This is a genomic window from Stappia sp. (assembly GCF_965276915.1).
Classification (GTDB): Bacteria; Pseudomonadota; Alphaproteobacteria; order Rhizobiales; family Stappiaceae; genus Stappia.
On sequence record NZ_OZ255709.1, the window covers coordinates 2,458,112 to 2,471,543 of the forward strand.

General features: G+C 70.2%; 15 protein-coding genes. 14 read left to right on the plus strand and 1 reads right to left on the minus strand.

Features of this window, described 5'->3' with window-relative positions; all coding sequences use genetic code 11:
* Nucleotides 1-14 precede the first annotated feature (14 nt).
* Together ACQY46_RS11500 and ACQY46_RS11505 are read left to right on the plus strand one after the other, a co-directional pair.
* Nucleotides 15-224 carry a phage tail assembly chaperone gene (locus tag ACQY46_RS11500; RefSeq protein ID WP_428700370.1) on the plus strand — a complete coding sequence of 70 codons (210 nt, stop codon included), beginning with the start codon at nt 15-17 and terminating at the stop codon, nt 222-224.
* Entirely contained in the window at nt 208-789 is a 582-nt protein-coding gene (locus ACQY46_RS11505; protein WP_428700371.1) for a phage tail tape measure protein, read from the plus strand. The genes ACQY46_RS11500 and ACQY46_RS11505 overlap by 17 nt, the downstream gene beginning before the upstream one ends.
* Nucleotides 790-827: 38 nt before the next feature.
* On the opposite strand, the gene ACQY46_RS11510 is transcribed toward ACQY46_RS11505, so the two are convergent.
* The gene (locus ACQY46_RS11510) at nt 828-1,067 is read right to left on the minus strand and encodes a YdcH family protein (protein WP_428700372.1); all 240 of its coding nucleotides are present in this window, start codon (nt 1,065-1,067) and stop codon (nt 828-830) included.
* Nucleotides 1,068-1,169: 102 nt separating this feature from the next.
* Here ACQY46_RS11510 and ACQY46_RS11515 point away from each other — a divergent pair, with 102 nt between their 5' ends.
* From ACQY46_RS11515 to ACQY46_RS11570, 12 genes are all read left to right on the plus strand, one after another.
* Nucleotides 1,170-1,826, plus strand: coding sequence for a phage distal tail protein, Rcc01695 family (locus tag ACQY46_RS11515; RefSeq protein WP_428700373.1), 657 nt, complete (start codon nt 1,170-1,172; stop codon nt 1,824-1,826).
* Nucleotides 1,823-2,716: a DUF2163 domain-containing protein gene (locus tag ACQY46_RS11520; protein WP_428700374.1), complete on the plus strand. Its 894-nt coding sequence runs from the start codon at nt 1,823-1,825 to the stop codon at nt 2,714-2,716. The genes ACQY46_RS11515 and ACQY46_RS11520 overlap by 4 nt, the downstream gene beginning before the upstream one ends.
* A 27-nt stretch (nt 2,717-2,743) precedes the next feature.
* Nucleotides 2,744-3,202 carry a peptidase P60 gene (locus ACQY46_RS11525; protein WP_428700375.1) on the plus strand — a complete coding sequence of 153 codons (459 nt, stop codon included), beginning with the start codon at nt 2,744-2,746 and terminating at the stop codon, nt 3,200-3,202.
* The gene (locus tag ACQY46_RS11530; RefSeq protein WP_428700376.1) at nt 3,190-7,113 is read left to right on the plus strand and encodes a baseplate multidomain protein megatron; all 3,924 of its coding nucleotides are present in this window, start codon (nt 3,190-3,192) and stop codon (nt 7,111-7,113) included. The genes ACQY46_RS11525 and ACQY46_RS11530 overlap by 13 nt, the downstream gene beginning before the upstream one ends.
* Nucleotides 7,114-7,142: 29 nt before the next feature.
* Nucleotides 7,143-7,877 (plus strand): lysozyme, encoded by a 735-nt coding sequence (locus ACQY46_RS11535; RefSeq protein WP_428700377.1) that lies wholly within the window; start codon nt 7,143-7,145, stop codon nt 7,875-7,877.
* 46 nt (nt 7,878-7,923) lie between these two features.
* Nucleotides 7,924-8,148 (plus strand): hypothetical protein, encoded by a 225-nt coding sequence (locus ACQY46_RS11540; RefSeq protein ID WP_428700378.1) that lies wholly within the window; start codon nt 7,924-7,926, stop codon nt 8,146-8,148.
* On the plus strand, nt 8,145-8,555 hold the full coding sequence (locus ACQY46_RS11545) for a hypothetical protein (protein WP_428700379.1): 411 nt from the start codon (nt 8,145-8,147) through the stop codon (nt 8,553-8,555). Before ACQY46_RS11540 ends, ACQY46_RS11545 begins: the two co-directional genes overlap by 4 nt.
* A 74-nt stretch (nt 8,556-8,629) precedes the next feature.
* Nucleotides 8,630-8,950, plus strand: coding sequence for a PepSY domain-containing protein (locus ACQY46_RS11550; protein ID WP_428696184.1), 321 nt, complete (start codon nt 8,630-8,632; stop codon nt 8,948-8,950).
* A 51-nt stretch (nt 8,951-9,001) separates the two neighbouring features.
* Nucleotides 9,002-9,667, plus strand: coding sequence for a response regulator transcription factor (locus ACQY46_RS11555; RefSeq protein ID WP_417770286.1), 666 nt, complete (start codon nt 9,002-9,004; stop codon nt 9,665-9,667).
* A complete protein-coding gene (locus ACQY46_RS11560; RefSeq protein ID WP_428696185.1) occupies nt 9,660-11,084 on the plus strand; it encodes an ATP-binding protein in 1,425 nt (474 codons plus the stop codon). Before ACQY46_RS11555 ends, ACQY46_RS11560 begins: the two co-directional genes overlap by 8 nt.
* A gap of 311 nt (nt 11,085-11,395) precedes the next feature.
* Entirely contained in the window at nt 11,396-11,848 is a 453-nt protein-coding gene (locus ACQY46_RS11565; protein WP_428696186.1) for an RT0821/Lpp0805 family surface protein, read from the plus strand.
* Nucleotides 11,849-12,023: 175 nt separating this feature from the next.
* Nucleotides 12,024-13,415, plus strand: a complete 1,392-nt coding sequence (locus ACQY46_RS11570) for a hypothetical protein (RefSeq protein WP_428696187.1) — start codon at nt 12,024-12,026, stop codon at nt 13,413-13,415.
* Nucleotides 13,416-13,432 lie beyond the last annotated feature (17 nt).

Here is a 13,432-nt window from a genome sequence, read left to right on the forward strand (position 1 = left end):
CCTGGGACGCTGTCATGGGCGCCTGTCTCGGCCGGCTGGGCTGGACGCCCGAAGCCTTCTGGAAGGCGACGCCGCGCGAGGTCGCGGCAGCCCTTGCCGGCCTTGGCATGCGGCCTGGACCGGGCGCGGGACGACTGGCGCGGCCGGAGCTTGCGGCGCTGATGCGCCGCTTTCCGGACGAGGTGGGGACAGAGGGAGGAACCGGCGATGACCGGACGCGATGAAACGGACGGGTTCACGGCTGCCGGCGACGAGGCGGAGCGGCTGAGACTGGCGATGGAGGATGTCCGCGAGGCCTCGCGCGCGGCGGCCGGCGTGCTTTCGACCGGATTGCGTCAGGCATTGGTCGACGGGCGCTCGCTGGAACAGGTGCTGCGCTCGGCCGCGCTCTCCCTGTCCGGGCGGGCCCTGTCGGCGGCGCTGGCACCGCTGGAGCAGGGGTTTTCGCGCGGGTTGTCCGGGTTGGTTGGCCGGCTGTTCGGGGCGGTTTCGGGTGCGGGCGGCGTCACGCCCTTCGCCAAGGGCGGTGTGGTCGCGGCACCGGGATATTTTCCGCTGCCCGGTTCGCGTGGCGGGACGGGCCTGATGGGGGAGGCGGGGGCGGAAGCCGTGCTGCCGCTGTCGCGCGATGCGAGCGGCCGGCTTGGCGTTGCCGCGGGCGGGGCTTCGGGCGCGCCGCAGATCGTCTTCAACGTGGAAACGCGCGATGCGGAGAGCTTTGCAAGATCGGAGGGGCAGATCGCGACAATGGTAGCCCGCGCCGTCGGACGGGGACGGCGCGGGCTTTGACGTCGGGCCCGAAGAGGAGGGGCTCGGGCACCGGCGTTTCAGGCAGCGGCAAGCATCGCCGCAATTTCGTCCTTCAGATGAAGGCGCTGTTTCTTCAGCTCCTCCAGCGCCTCGTCGGAGGCCGGGGCAACCTGCGTCTCGATCCGGTGAATCTCGCGGTTGACCGCGTGATAGTTGTCGGCGAGCCGCGTGAAATGGGCGTTCGTCGTCTTCAGCGCATGCAGCGCGTCGGCGGCGTCCGGGAATTCCTCGTGCAATTCGTGGGGAACATGAGACATGTCCGCTAGACCTCCTTTGTTGAGCCGACATTGCGCGGCCCGTGACGAGGCTGCCTTGAGCGAGATCAAACGGCAGGCGATTTACCCGGCGGGTGCGGCGCGATGACGCCGGGCTTCATCGAGGAGCGGTTTCCGCTGTCGGTCGCCTTCGGCGCGAGCGGCGGGCCGCAATGGCGTACGGAGGTGGTGACGCTTGCCTCCGGCGCGGAGATGCGCAACGCGCGAAGGGCCGGGTCCTGGCGGCGCTACGATGCGGGGACCGGCGTCGCCTCGCTGGCCGACCTGCAGACGGTGGCCGCCTTTTTCGAACGTGTGCGCGGCCGCCTGACGGGCTTTCGTTTTCGCGATCCCTTCGATCATGCCTCGCCCGCAACCGGAAACGCGGTCGCGGCCGGCGACTGCCTGCTCGGCGAGGGCGACGGGACGCGGACGCAGTTTCTTCTCGCCAAGACCTACGGCACGGGCGTGCTCGTCCATGTGCGGCGCATCGCCAAGCCGGTGGCCGGCACGGTGCGCGTTGCGGTCGACGGTGCGGAACTCGCCGAGGGCCCGGACTTCACCTGCGACACGGCGAGCGGAACGGTGACGCTGTCTGTTGCTCCGGCGCCCGGGCAGGGCGTGAGCGCCGGCTTTCGCTTCGACGTGCCGGTGCGCTTCGACACCGACACGCTGGATTTGAGTCTCACCCATTTCGAGGCGGGGCGGGCGCCGACCATCCCGCTGGTGGAGATCGATCCCCTGCAGGAGGGCGGCGCATGAAGGAGATCCCGGCGGCTCTTGCCGGCGCGCTTGCCGGCCCGGCGACCACGCTTGCCACCTGCTGGCGGCTGACGCGGCGCGAGGGAACGGTGCTCGGTTTCACCGATCATGACCGGATGCTCTCCTTCGACGGGACGACGTTCCGCCCGGAGCTCGGCTTCGAGGCAAGCGCGACGACGCTGGAGCCGGATTTCGCCTCCGGCAGCTCCGAGGCGACCGGCATCCTCGCCTCCGAGCGCATCTCGGAGGCGGATCTTTCCGGAGGCCTTTGGGACGGGGCGCGGGTCGAGATTTTCCTGGTCGACTGGACGAATACCGGGGCGCGCATGCTGCTCAGGCGCGCGGTCATCGGCGAGGTGAGCCGCGCCGGCAATGCCTTTCGCGCCGAACTGCGCGGCCTTGCCCATCTGCTCGACCAGCCGCAGGGGCGGGTGTTCTCGCATCTGTGCGATGCCGATCTCGGCGACACGCGCTGCGCGCTGGACCTTGCGGCCGGAGGATTTCGTCTCAGCGGAACGGTGGCGGCCGCCGACAGTGGCGACCGGCTGCGTATCGCGGGCATCGCCGGACCGGCGGCCGACTGGTTCGCCGGCGGCATGCTCGAGATGCTCGACGGGCCGCTTGCCGGCGCGCGCGGCGAGATCGTCTCGGACAGGGTCGAGGACGGCGTCCGCCGCATCGGCCTGATCGCGCCGCTGGCCGGCGTCCCGCAGGCGGGAGCCGGCGTCCGGCTTTCCGCCGGCTGCGACAAGCGCTTCGCCACCTGCCGGGAGAAATTCGGCAACGGATCGAATTTCCAGGGTTTCCCCCACATGCCCGGCGCCGACCGGGCGCTCGCCTATCCCGAGCGCGGGGCGGCCGAAAACGACGGCGGCACGCTGGTGCGCTGACGCCGGCGGAAACCGGGAGGCAGTCACATGATCACACGCGACGACATCCTGCGCGAGGCGCGGGACTGGATCGGCACGCCCTATCGTCACCAGGCGAGCTGCAAGGGCGCGGGCGCCGATTGTCTCGGCCTCGTGCGCGGCGTCTGGCGGGCGCTCTACGGGGACGAGCCGGAAACCCCGCCACCCTATAGCCGCGACTGGGCCGAGGCCGATCCGCGCGAGAGCTTCCTTTCCGCTGCCCGCCGCCACATGCGCGAAAGCGATCCGGCCCGGGCGGGGCCGGGAGATGTGCTCCTGTTCCGCTGGCGCGCCGGCGCGCCGGTCAAGCATGCGGGGATCCTCTCGTGCGCGCCGCTTACGGGCGATGCCTGCGTCATCCATGCCTATGAGGGCGTGGCGGTCAGCGAGAGCCCGCTGGTGCCGGCCTGGCGCGGGCGCATCGCTGCTGCCTTCTCCTTTCCCGGGGTGGACACATGGCAACCTTGATCCTCGCGGCCGCCGGCAAGGCCATCGGCGGTGCGCTTCTTGGTGGCACCGGCGCCCTGATCGGGCAGGCAGCCGGTGCCATCGCGGGCTCCGTGCTCGACCAGCGGCTGTTCGGCTCAAACCGCACCGTCGAGGGGCGCAGGCTCGACGAACTTGCCGTGCAGTCCTCCACGGAAGGAGCGCCGCTGCCGATGGTGCACGGCCGGGTGCGGCTGGCCGGTCAGGTGATCTGGGCGACGCGCTTCGAGGAGGAAGTGCGCGAGGAACGAAGCGGCGGCAAGGGCGGGGGCGGCAGCAGCACGACGGTGCGCAGCTACCGCTATTTCGCCAGCTTCGCGGTGGCGCTGTGTGCCGGTCCGGTCTCGCATGTCGGCACGGTCTGGGCCGACGGCAAGCCGATGGACATGACCGGCGTCACCTGGCGCATCCACAGGGGCGAGGCCGACCAGCCGCCCGATCCGCTGATCGCGGCGCTGCAGGGCGAGACGCCGGCCTATCGCCATACGGCCTATGTCGTCTTCGAGCGATTGCCGCTGGACGCCTTCGGCGACCGGCTGCCGCAGCTGACCTTCGAGGTGATCCGCGCCGCCGAAGAGCTTGAAGACCTGGTGCGCGCGGTGACGATCATCCCCGGCGCCGGCGAGTTCGTCTACGAACCGGCGCCCGTTACCTGGACGGTGCGACCGGGCGTCTCGGAAAGCGCCAACCGGCAGGTGCTGCACGCGCCGAGCAACTGGGCGGCCTCCATGGACGAGCTGCAGGCGCTGTGCCCGAACCTCCGGCGGGTGGCGTTGGTGGTCGCGTGGTTCGCAGACGACCTGCGCGCCGGCCATTGCGCCATTCGCCCGAAAGTCGAGACGCGCGGCCGCCAGACGCAAGGAGCGAGCTGGGGCGTTTCCGGCCTCAACGGATCGACCGCGCAGGAGGTGAGCCGTCACGAAGGGGTGCCCGCCTATGGCGGCACGCCGTCGGATGCAAGCGTCATCGCCGCGATTGCGGATCTCAAGGCGCGCGGCCTTGAAGTGGCGCTCTATCCCTTCCTCTTGATGGACGTGCCGCCGGCAAACGGACTGCCCGATCCCTATGGGGAGAGCGAACAGGCAGCCCACCCCTGGCGCGGTCGGATCACCGGCGAGGTGGCCCCGGGCCTGCCCGGAACGAGCGAAGGGACGGAAGCGGCGGCGAGCGAGATCGCCGCTTTCACCGGCACTGCCGAGCCCTCGCATTTCCTGCCGCAGTCCTCGGGCGTGCTCTATCTGGGGCCGCACGAATGGTCCTACCGGCGGTTCGTCCTGCATCACGCCAACCTTGCGGCGGCGGCCGGCGGGGTCGACACGTTTCTGGTCGGTTCGGAAATGCGCGGGTTGACGCGCCTGTCGGATGCAACTGGCCGGCATCCCTTCGTCGAGGTGCTGCGGGAGCTGGCCGGCGAGGTGCGGGCGATCCTGCCGGGCGCGAAGATCACCTATGCGGCCGACTGGAGCGAATACGGCGCGCATCAGCCCGCACCCGGCGAGTTGCGCTTTCCGCTCGATCCTCTCTGGGCCGATCCGGCGATCGACGCGGTCGGCATCGATGCCTATTTTCCGCTCGCCGACCGGCGCGAGGAGGGCGACCCGGACGGGGAGACCGATCCGCATGCGCTCACGCCGCTCGCGGCGGCGGTTGCCGGCGGCGAGGATTTCGACTGGTACTATGCAAGCGAGGCCGACCGGCGGGCGGGAACGCGCACGCCGATCACCGACGGGGCCCATGGCAAGCCCTGGGTCTACCGCGCCAAGGACATCGCCGGCTGGTGGGAAAACGCCCATGTCGAACGGTCCGGCGGCGTCGAGGTCGGAGCCGCGACGGACTGGATCCCGCGTTCCAAACCGGTCTGGCTGACCGAGCTTGGCGTGCCGGCGATCACCTTCGGCGCCAACCAGCCGAACGTCTTTTACGATGCCAAGTCGTCGGAATCCGCCTGGCCGCGCTTTTCCGACGGCGGCCGCGACGACCTCGTCCAGCGCCGCGCGCTGGAGGCCGTCATCGGTCACTGGTCGGGCGCGCATCCCGCAGTCCTGCCCGGATACAATCCGGTGTCGCCGCTCTATGGCAGGCCGATGGTGGATCCGGACCACATCTATCTGTGGGCCTGGGATGCCCGGCCCTATCCCGCCTTTCCCGCGCAGACGGACATTTGGGCCGACGGCGGCAACTGGCGCGCCGGCCACTGGCTGAACGGCCGGCTCGGCGGCATGTCGCTGGCCGGGCTTGCGCGCCGGCTTGCCGCCGATTTCGGCCTGCCCGGAGACATTCTCGACTGCACCGGCCTGCCGGGCACGCTTGACGGGATCGCCGTCGCCGGGCCGGTGCGGCTGCGCGACGTGCTGGCCCCGCTCGTCGAGGCGCATGGCGCGGTCGCCGTCGACAGGGGAACGGACCTGGCGCTCGTGCCGGCGTGGAGCCCCGCGCTTGCGGATCTCGGGGCAGGGGAGATTGTCGCGGGCGCGGACGGGCGGGCGGCGACCGGGTTGCGCCGCGCGCAGGAAGCGGAGATGCCGGCCGAGGTCAGGATCGCGGCGCGCGATCCGGTGCGCGAGCACCGGCGTTTCGTCGTCTCCTCGCGCCGCATCGCCGGCCAGATCGCCGGAAATGGCAGGCGGGTGGAGGAAATCGATCTGGCCGCAAGCCTCGATCCGGCGCTGGCGTCGAGCCTTGCGGAAAGACTGCTGGTCCGGCGCTGGGCCGAGCGCGAGGAGGTGCGCTTCGCCCTGCCGCCAGGCAGCATCGCGCTGGAGCCGGGCGATGTGACCCGGCTGGTGGCGGACCCGCTGACAGGGCAGGCGGAAACGCTGGAGGTGCGCATCGAGGCGGTGGAAGAGGGCGAGGCGCGCCGCATCGTGGCGCGGTCCGTGCGCCGGCCCCCGTCCTTGAGGGCGCGGGCCGTCGGCGGCGAAGCGCGGCCGCGCAGCATCACGGCGGTTGCCGGCCGGGCCGATGCACTGATCCTCGACCTGCCGCCGATGCCGGGCGACGAGGCGCCGCAGCAACCCCGGATCGCGGCCTTCGTCGCGCCCTGGCCGGGCGCGGTGCAGGTCTACCGGGCAAGCGACGGCGTGCCGCAAACGCTGCTGGCCCGGGTCGAGAAGCCGGCCCTGACCGGCACGCTTGTCGAGGACCTTGCTCCGGGGCCGGTCGCGATCTGGGACCGGGCCGGGCAAATCGAGATCGAGGTGACCGGCGGCACGCTCTCTTCCGTCACCGAGGATGCGGTTCTGGCGGGCGCCAATGCCCTTGCCGTCCTGGCGCCCGATGGCGGCATCGAGATCGTCCAGTTCGCGCAGGCGCAGCTTGTCGGCCCGCGCCGCTATGCGCTGACCATGCTGCTGCGCGGCCAGCAGGGAACGGAGGCGGCGGCCGCGCGGATGACGCCGGCCGGCAGCCGTGCGGTGCTGGTCGACGACGCGTTGACGCCGTTGCCACTGACGCTCGACGAGATCGGCCTTGCCTTCACCCACGCGCTGGTGCCGGCGGGCCAGCCGCTCGACAGTCCGGCGCGGGCCGACATCGACCATAGCGCCGGGGCGCGCGGGCTCCTGCCGTTTTCCCCGGTGCATGCGTGGGCGGAACGGCTCTCCGGCGGCGAGGCGCGCTTCACCTGGATCCGCCGCACGCGCATTGGCGGCGACGGCTGGCGCGAGGGCGAGGTGCCGCTTGGCGAGGAACGCGAGGCCTACCTCGCCGAACTGCTCGATCCGGGCGGGGCCGTCGTCATCACGCGCGAGACGGACCTGTCCGAATTCACGCTGGCGGTGGCCGACGAACTGGCCGCCTTCGGTGTGCTGCAGGAGGCGTTCCGGCTGCGCGTTCGTCAGATCTCCGCCGTTGTCGGTCCGGGCGCGCCCGGGACCTTCGATCTCTCCGCCTGATTCACGTCCAGCAAGACAGGGAGAAACCCATGCGCATCAGCGACAGGGGGCTTGCCTTCATCGCCCGGCACGAGGGTTTCGTCGCCAGGGCCTATCGCGACCCGGTCGGCGTGCTGACCATCGGCTACGGCTTTACGATGGCGAGCCGTGTCTTCTCCGCCTTCTGGCGCGACCGGCACGGCCGGGCGCTGGCCCCCGGAGACCGGCTGGAACGGGGCGAGGCGGATGCGCTGCTGCGCCGGCTTGTCGACGGGGAATATGGCGCGGCCGTCACGCGGGAACTCGGCGAACTGCCGCAGCACCGGCATGACGCGGCCTGTTCGGTCGTCTTCAACCTCGGACCCCGGGCGCTCGGATGGCGCTGGGCGCGGGCGCTGAAGGCGGGCGACATGCGCGGCGCCGCGGAGATCCTCGGCGCCAACTACAACACCGCCGGCGGCCGGCGGCTGGCCGGCCTCGTGCGCCGCCGCCGCGAGGAGGCGGCGCTGCTGCTCTCCGGCGACTATGGCGATGGCGGCGATGAACCGGACACCTTCGTTCCTGCGCCCGAGACCGTGAGCCGGCCGGCCCGTGCACGTCGCGGGCTGCTCGCAGCGCTGGTCTCCGCGCTTGGCCTGGCGGGAGCGGCGCAGGGCGAGGGCATCTCGCTGTGGTGGATCGCCGTCGCCGTCGGTGTTGCGGCAATCGTCGCGGCCGGGCTCCTGCTCGCCGGTCGCCATCACCAAAATCAACGACCGGATCAAAGCAGGGACCGGGCGGGCTGACCGGCCGGTTTCAGGTCGGTGCACTCAGGTGGAAGGAGCATGTCGCATGCGCGGATGGAGAACATTTGCCGTCAACGCCCTGACGGCCGCCGGGATCGTGGCGCTGGAGGCGCTCAGGTTCCTTGGCGAGGTCGATTGGGCGGCAGCGCTGGGGCCGCACCGGGCCTTGTGGATCGTGGTGGCGGTCAACCTTGCCAATATCGTGCTGCGCCATGTCACCGGCGCACCCGCCGGCTGGCGGCGAGAAGCGCGTCCGGGGCGGCCGCGATGAGCGCGCTGCTGGGGTTCCTCGCCGGACCGCTGCTGGCGGCGCTGGTCAAGGTGTTCGAGAACCGCGTCGCGGAGCGCTCCGAGACCGCGCGGATATCGGCCGACCTGGCGGGCCAGGCAATCCGCGGCGAGATCGAGGCGCGCGCCCATGCCCGCGCGGTGCTGATCGCCGAGCAGGGGCATTTTCTCTCCGCCGCCCGGCTCGGGCGGCTGCTCTTCGTCCTGCCGCTCGGCCTGTGGTGGAGCGCGGTGATCGCCGACTCGATCCTGTCCTTCGACTGGGATGTCGCCGCCCTGCCGCCGCCGCTCGATGAATGGGCCGGCGGCATCCTCCTGTCGCTGTTCCTGGTCGACGGGGTGCAGGGCGCGGTGCGGGCGGCGCGCGCGGGATGGTCCGACAAGGGGTGAGCGGGCGCGAAACCCTCAGGTTCCTGCGCGATGCGTTCATGTGCTATTCAGGCGCATCGCGATATGGATCGGGCATGGTCAGGCACACACCCATATTCACCGGCACGGCGTCCGGTTTTCGACGCGGCGCGCGGATCCTCGCGCTGGCACTGGCGCTTGTCGTTCCGGCGACGGCGGCCTCGGCCCAGTGCCTCAGCCAGCAGCAGGCCCGCGCCGCCGTGCAAAGCGGCGAGGCCCGCCCGCTCGGCAGCGTCGCCGGGGCCGTCAGTGGCGAGATCGTGCGCGCCGAACTGTGCCGTGAGGGCGGGCGCCTCGTCTATGTCCTGTCCGTGCTCTCGGGCGGACGCGTCGCAAACCAGGTCATCGATGCCCGCTCCGGCCAGGTGCTCCGCTGAGGCCCGCCCGGCCTTTCCGCCAATTCCTGCCATCAAAGGACGACCGAACGCATGCGACTGCTCGTGGTGGAAGACGACAAGGACCTCAACCGGCAGCTTTGCGAGGCGCTGGGCGAGGCCGGCTATGTGGTCGACACCGCCCATGACGGCGAGGAAGGCCACTTTCTGGGCGATACCGAACCCTATGACGCGGTCGTGCTCGATCTCGGCCTGCCGGTGCTCGACGGGCTGTCGGTGCTGGAGCGCTGGCGCCGCGACGGCCGCCTGATGCCGGTGCTGATTCTCACCGCCCGGGACCGCTGGTCGGACAAGGTTGCCGGCATCGATGCCGGTGCCGACGACTATGTCGCCAAGCCCTTCCACATGGAGGAGGTTGTGGCGCGGCTGCGCGCCCTGCTGCGCCGCGCGGCAGGCCATGCCAGCAACGAGATTGCCGTCGGCCCGTTCCGTCTCGACATTCGCGCCGGCAAGGTGACCAAGGACGGATCGACGATCAAGCTGACCTCGCACGAGTTCCGCCTGATCTCCTACCTGATGCACCACAAGGGCCGGGTGGTGTCGCGCACCGAGCTGATCGAGCATCTCTATGATCAGGACTTCGACCGCGATTCCAACACGATCGAGGTTTTCGTCGGACGCCTGCGCAAGAAGCTCGACAGCGACCTGATCGAGACCGTGCGCGGCCTGGGCTACCGCATCGGCGAGCCCGATGCCTGACGTCTCGCCGGGAGCGGAGGGGACGCAGGACGCGAGCCGGGAGGCACCGCGCGCGCCGGCAAGGGGTGGCGCCAACCGGTCGATCGCGACACGGCTCATCATGGTCGCGGCGCTGTGGTCGCTGGTGGCGCTCCTCGTCACCGGTTTCGTTCTGGTGACGCTCTACCGCGAGGCGAGCGAGCGCGAGTTCGACGCCAGGCTCGACGTCTATCTCAAGGCGATTATCGGCGAGATGGCGGCCGGCACGCCGAGTTCGCCCGCCGTGCCCGGCAATCTGGGCGACCCGCGCTTCGACCTGCCCGCCTCCGGCTGGTACTGGATGGTGATGCAGGCGGAGACCGGCGAGGTGCTGTTCTCGTCCGAATCGCTGCTTGGCGACCGTCTCGAGCTGCCGCAACCGGAACCCGGCGAGGTGCTGAAATCCGTGATCGGCGGTCCGCGCTCGGCCGAGCTGCGCGCCCTGCAGCGCACGATCATCTTCGGCGAGGCCGCCGCCTACCGGATCGCGGTTGCCGGCGACACGGACGAGCTGCGTGAACGCGAGAGCGATTTCGCCGGCCAGGTGGCGCTGACGCTGCTGGTTCTGGGCCTGGGGCTCGTCGGGGCCATTTTCCTGCAGGTGCGGGTCGGCCTCAGGCCGCTGGCGACCTTGAGCGCCTCGCTGGCCGCCGTCCGGCGCGGCGACGCGCAGACCGTCGACGAGGACCTGCCGCCGGAGCTCCGGCCGCTGGCGGTCGAGCTCAACGCATTGGTGCGTTCCAACCGGGAGGTGGTGGAACGCGCCCGCACCCATGTCGGCAACCTGGCGCATGCGCTGAAGACGCCGCTCAGCGTGATCGTCAACGAGGTGCGCGGACAGGACGCCCCCTTCGCCGGCAAGGTCGGCGAGCAGGCCGAACTGATGCGCAGCCAGGTCAATCATCACCTTGAACGCGCCCGCATGGCGGCGCAGCGCCGCGTCATCGGCGTCTCCTGCGATGTCGAGCCGGTGCTGGCCCGCCTGATCCGGGCGATGAGCCGTATCCACCGCGATCGCGACCTTGATATCTCCCTCGACATGAAAAGCCAGGTCCGCTTTCGCGGCGAGGAACAGGATCTGGAGGAAATGGCCGGAAACCTGATCGACAATGCCTGCAAGTGGGCGTCCTCCCGGGTGCGCGTCAGTGTCGCGCCGCAAGGGGAAGGAGCGACGGCAGAGCGGGTCGTGGTGACCATCGAGGACGATGGCCCCGGGCTCGGTGCGCAGGAACGGGCGGAGGCGCTGAAGCGCGGCCGCCGGCTCGACGAGACGGTGCCGGGAACCGGGCTCGGACTGTCCATCGTGGTCGACCTGGCGGGGCTCTACGGGGGCGACCTGTCGCTGTCGAAGGCCCGCACGGGAGGGCTTGCCGCGCGGCTTGTCCTGCCGGCCCTGTGAGGGCCGCCCGGATGCAGGTTGCAGTGCGGCGAAAATGCTGTCGGGACGCCCGGCACGAGACGCAGTTCGGCCACAAAGGCATGTGTAACCTTGTTTCACATTCACTCGGGCCGACCCTTCCTCCCGGTTGGCGTTTCCCGCCCGATTGGCTAGATTCGGTTCCGGCGATCCGTGCGCGCCGGCAAGGCGCGGATTGCGGATTCCCGGCGGTGCGGATCCGGGTCGGCGGAACTTTTGAGGCGGTTGCGGGTTTTGCATGACGTGATCGACACGCAACATGCAAACGAAAGAGGCAAGGGCGGGTGCGAGGAATGAAAGCCTTCAGGCTGGCGAGTGTGGTGGCGGCCGCGATGCTGACGGGTGCCTGCGGCACCAGCAGCAATGTCGACAGCGGCCCGGTCGTCGTTGGAGGCAGCCTGTTCGGCAGCGCCTTCAGCGCCGCCGCCGTGCCGCAGTCCGAGGCCGATGTCGTGCTTGCCGACCTGATGCGCTCGGAAGCCGGCAAGGGCCTGTCTGTCGACGACCGGCGCGCGGCTGCGACCGCCTGGCGCGGGGCGCTGCGCACCAACCGCACCGGCGAGACCGTCGAGTGGCAGAATCGCGGCAACGGCACGCGCGGCCGCGTTGTCACTGGCCCGAACTACCAGGTCAACAACATCGTCTGCCGCGACTACACCCATGTGGTCGTCGTCGGCGAGAGCGAGCGCTCGATGCGCGGATCCGCCTGTCTTGCAGATGATGGCGGCTGGCAGCCGATCACCTGACGGTCCGCGCCCCAAGGGGGCGTTTGACCTGACGCAGGGTCGGCCGGGCCTGGCCGCCGATCCTCGGTGTTTCTCTCAATCCGTTGCCAAGATTCGATTAATCCTTTTCTGCGATGATTTCGACAGTGTGTTTTCATCCCTTGTCGAGCGCGGACTGATGCCTGATCGGCACCATTTGACTGAAAAAATCCGCTCCTATCTGGATGCGTTGTCTCCGCGCGCGGTGCAGACCCTGCTGCGCGGGCTCGAAAGCGCGCGTGCGCGCGGTTCCGACGACCCTCATCTCGACCTCATTCTGGGCGCCTGCGTCAGTGCCGCCCGGCGCAGCTGCGGTGTCGTCCTCGATTCCGAGCCGCGCGAGAACTGGCTGCAAAGGCTGTTCTTCGTGCCGGTCGAGGACCTGCTGCTCAGCGAGATGCTGCCGGCCAAGGAACCCGGCCGTATCACCCGCGCCAGCCTGCCGTTGATCTGGACCTGGATCGCCCGCGACATCGCGCCGGACCGGGTTTCGGTCGCAACGGAACTTTCGCGCCGCCTCGAGACCGAGCCGGACGAGGTGGTGGAGATGGCCGCAGGCCTGCGCCGCCATGTCCTGCAACCGCTGCAGAAGGCTCTTGCCGAGGCCCATGCGGACGACCGTTCGCATCAAAAGATCTGCATGCTGGTGGGCGGCGAACGGGCGCTGCGCGACCTCGAGGATGTTGCCGCCGCCATCGTGGAGATGGGGTGGCTCGACGCCTTGCGCGAAAGCCTGCCCGAACGGCTGACCGAATGGGACTTCAAGACGGGCAGCCCGTCGCTCGTGCGCATCAAGGCCGTCGCCGACCGTCATCCCGATCACAAGCACCTGGTCGGGGCCATCGTCCTGAACCGGGTCGAGGCGCCGGAATCGATGCTGTCGCTTGCCGCCGCGCTTGCCGGATCCATGTCGATCCGCAAGATCGCCGCGAGCCCCTATGCCGTCTTCGCCGAGATGGCGCTGTCGGAGGTAGAGCGGTTTTCCGGCATCGCCTGCGGCAGCTGCACCAACCGCGAGCTGTCGACCGCGATCAACGCCTATTCGCGGCTGGTCAAGGTGCTCGACCGGCAGTTCGACCTGGCCGAGAAGCCGGCCTGGCAAAAGCGCGTTGCCGAAACCCGCCGCGCCCTGTCGAACCTTGTCACCCGAGAGCTCGAGGCGACGATGGGCAATATCCGCCGCGCCCTCACGGTGCCGAAGATCGGTGCCGACGGCGAGCCGGATGTCGATGTGCTGCTGCTCGAGGAAGCGCATCGCGGCGTCATGCTCGTCAACAAGATGCGCGATGTGGCCGAAAGCCTTGCGGTCAACGAGATCACGGCGCGCACGCGCCTGGCGCTCGACCAGTCGCTGGAGATCAAGACGCGGGCGCTGCTCCAGGCCTTGTCCGAATCCAAGGGCGCCGAGCGCAAGGCGCACCTGGTCGCCGTCGATGTCGCCATCGACCTGTGCGAGGACTTCTACGGCAAGGACTATGCCGACCAGCTGCGCCGCAGCCGCAAGGCCGCCCTGACCCCGAAGACCGAGGCCAGGCAGGCCGCCTCCTGACCGGTGTGCCCGGCGCG

Bases quoted from the DNA above. Each gene is read 5' to 3' on its own strand.
- ACQY46_RS11500 (WP_428700370.1), top strand. From the start codon at position 15: ATGGGCGCCTGTCTCGGCCGGCTGGGCTGGACGCCCGAAGCCTTCTGG.
- ACQY46_RS11505 (WP_428700371.1), top strand. From the start codon at position 208: ATGACCGGACGCGATGAAACGGACGGGTTCACGGCTGCCGGCGACGAG.
- ACQY46_RS11510 (WP_428700372.1), bottom strand. From the start codon at position 1,067: ATGTCTCATGTTCCCCACGAATTGCACGAGGAATTCCCGGACGCCGCC.
- ACQY46_RS11515 (WP_428700373.1), top strand. From the start codon at position 1,170: ATGACGCCGGGCTTCATCGAGGAGCGGTTTCCGCTGTCGGTCGCCTTC.
- ACQY46_RS11520 (WP_428700374.1), top strand. From the start codon at position 1,823: ATGAAGGAGATCCCGGCGGCTCTTGCCGGCGCGCTTGCCGGCCCGGCG.
- ACQY46_RS11525 (WP_428700375.1), top strand. From the start codon at position 2,744: ATGATCACACGCGACGACATCCTGCGCGAGGCGCGGGACTGGATCGGC.
- ACQY46_RS11530 (WP_428700376.1), top strand. From the start codon at position 3,190: ATGGCAACCTTGATCCTCGCGGCCGCCGGCAAGGCCATCGGCGGTGCG.
- ACQY46_RS11535 (WP_428700377.1), top strand. From the start codon at position 7,143: ATGCGCATCAGCGACAGGGGGCTTGCCTTCATCGCCCGGCACGAGGGT.
- ACQY46_RS11540 (WP_428700378.1), top strand. From the start codon at position 7,924: ATGCGCGGATGGAGAACATTTGCCGTCAACGCCCTGACGGCCGCCGGG.
- ACQY46_RS11545 (WP_428700379.1), top strand. From the start codon at position 8,145: ATGAGCGCGCTGCTGGGGTTCCTCGCCGGACCGCTGCTGGCGGCGCTG.
- ACQY46_RS11550 (WP_428696184.1), top strand. From the start codon at position 8,630: ATGGTCAGGCACACACCCATATTCACCGGCACGGCGTCCGGTTTTCGA.
- ACQY46_RS11555 (WP_417770286.1), top strand. From the start codon at position 9,002: ATGCGACTGCTCGTGGTGGAAGACGACAAGGACCTCAACCGGCAGCTT.
- ACQY46_RS11560 (WP_428696185.1), top strand. From the start codon at position 9,660: ATGCCTGACGTCTCGCCGGGAGCGGAGGGGACGCAGGACGCGAGCCGG.
- ACQY46_RS11565 (WP_428696186.1), top strand. From the start codon at position 11,396: ATGAAAGCCTTCAGGCTGGCGAGTGTGGTGGCGGCCGCGATGCTGACG.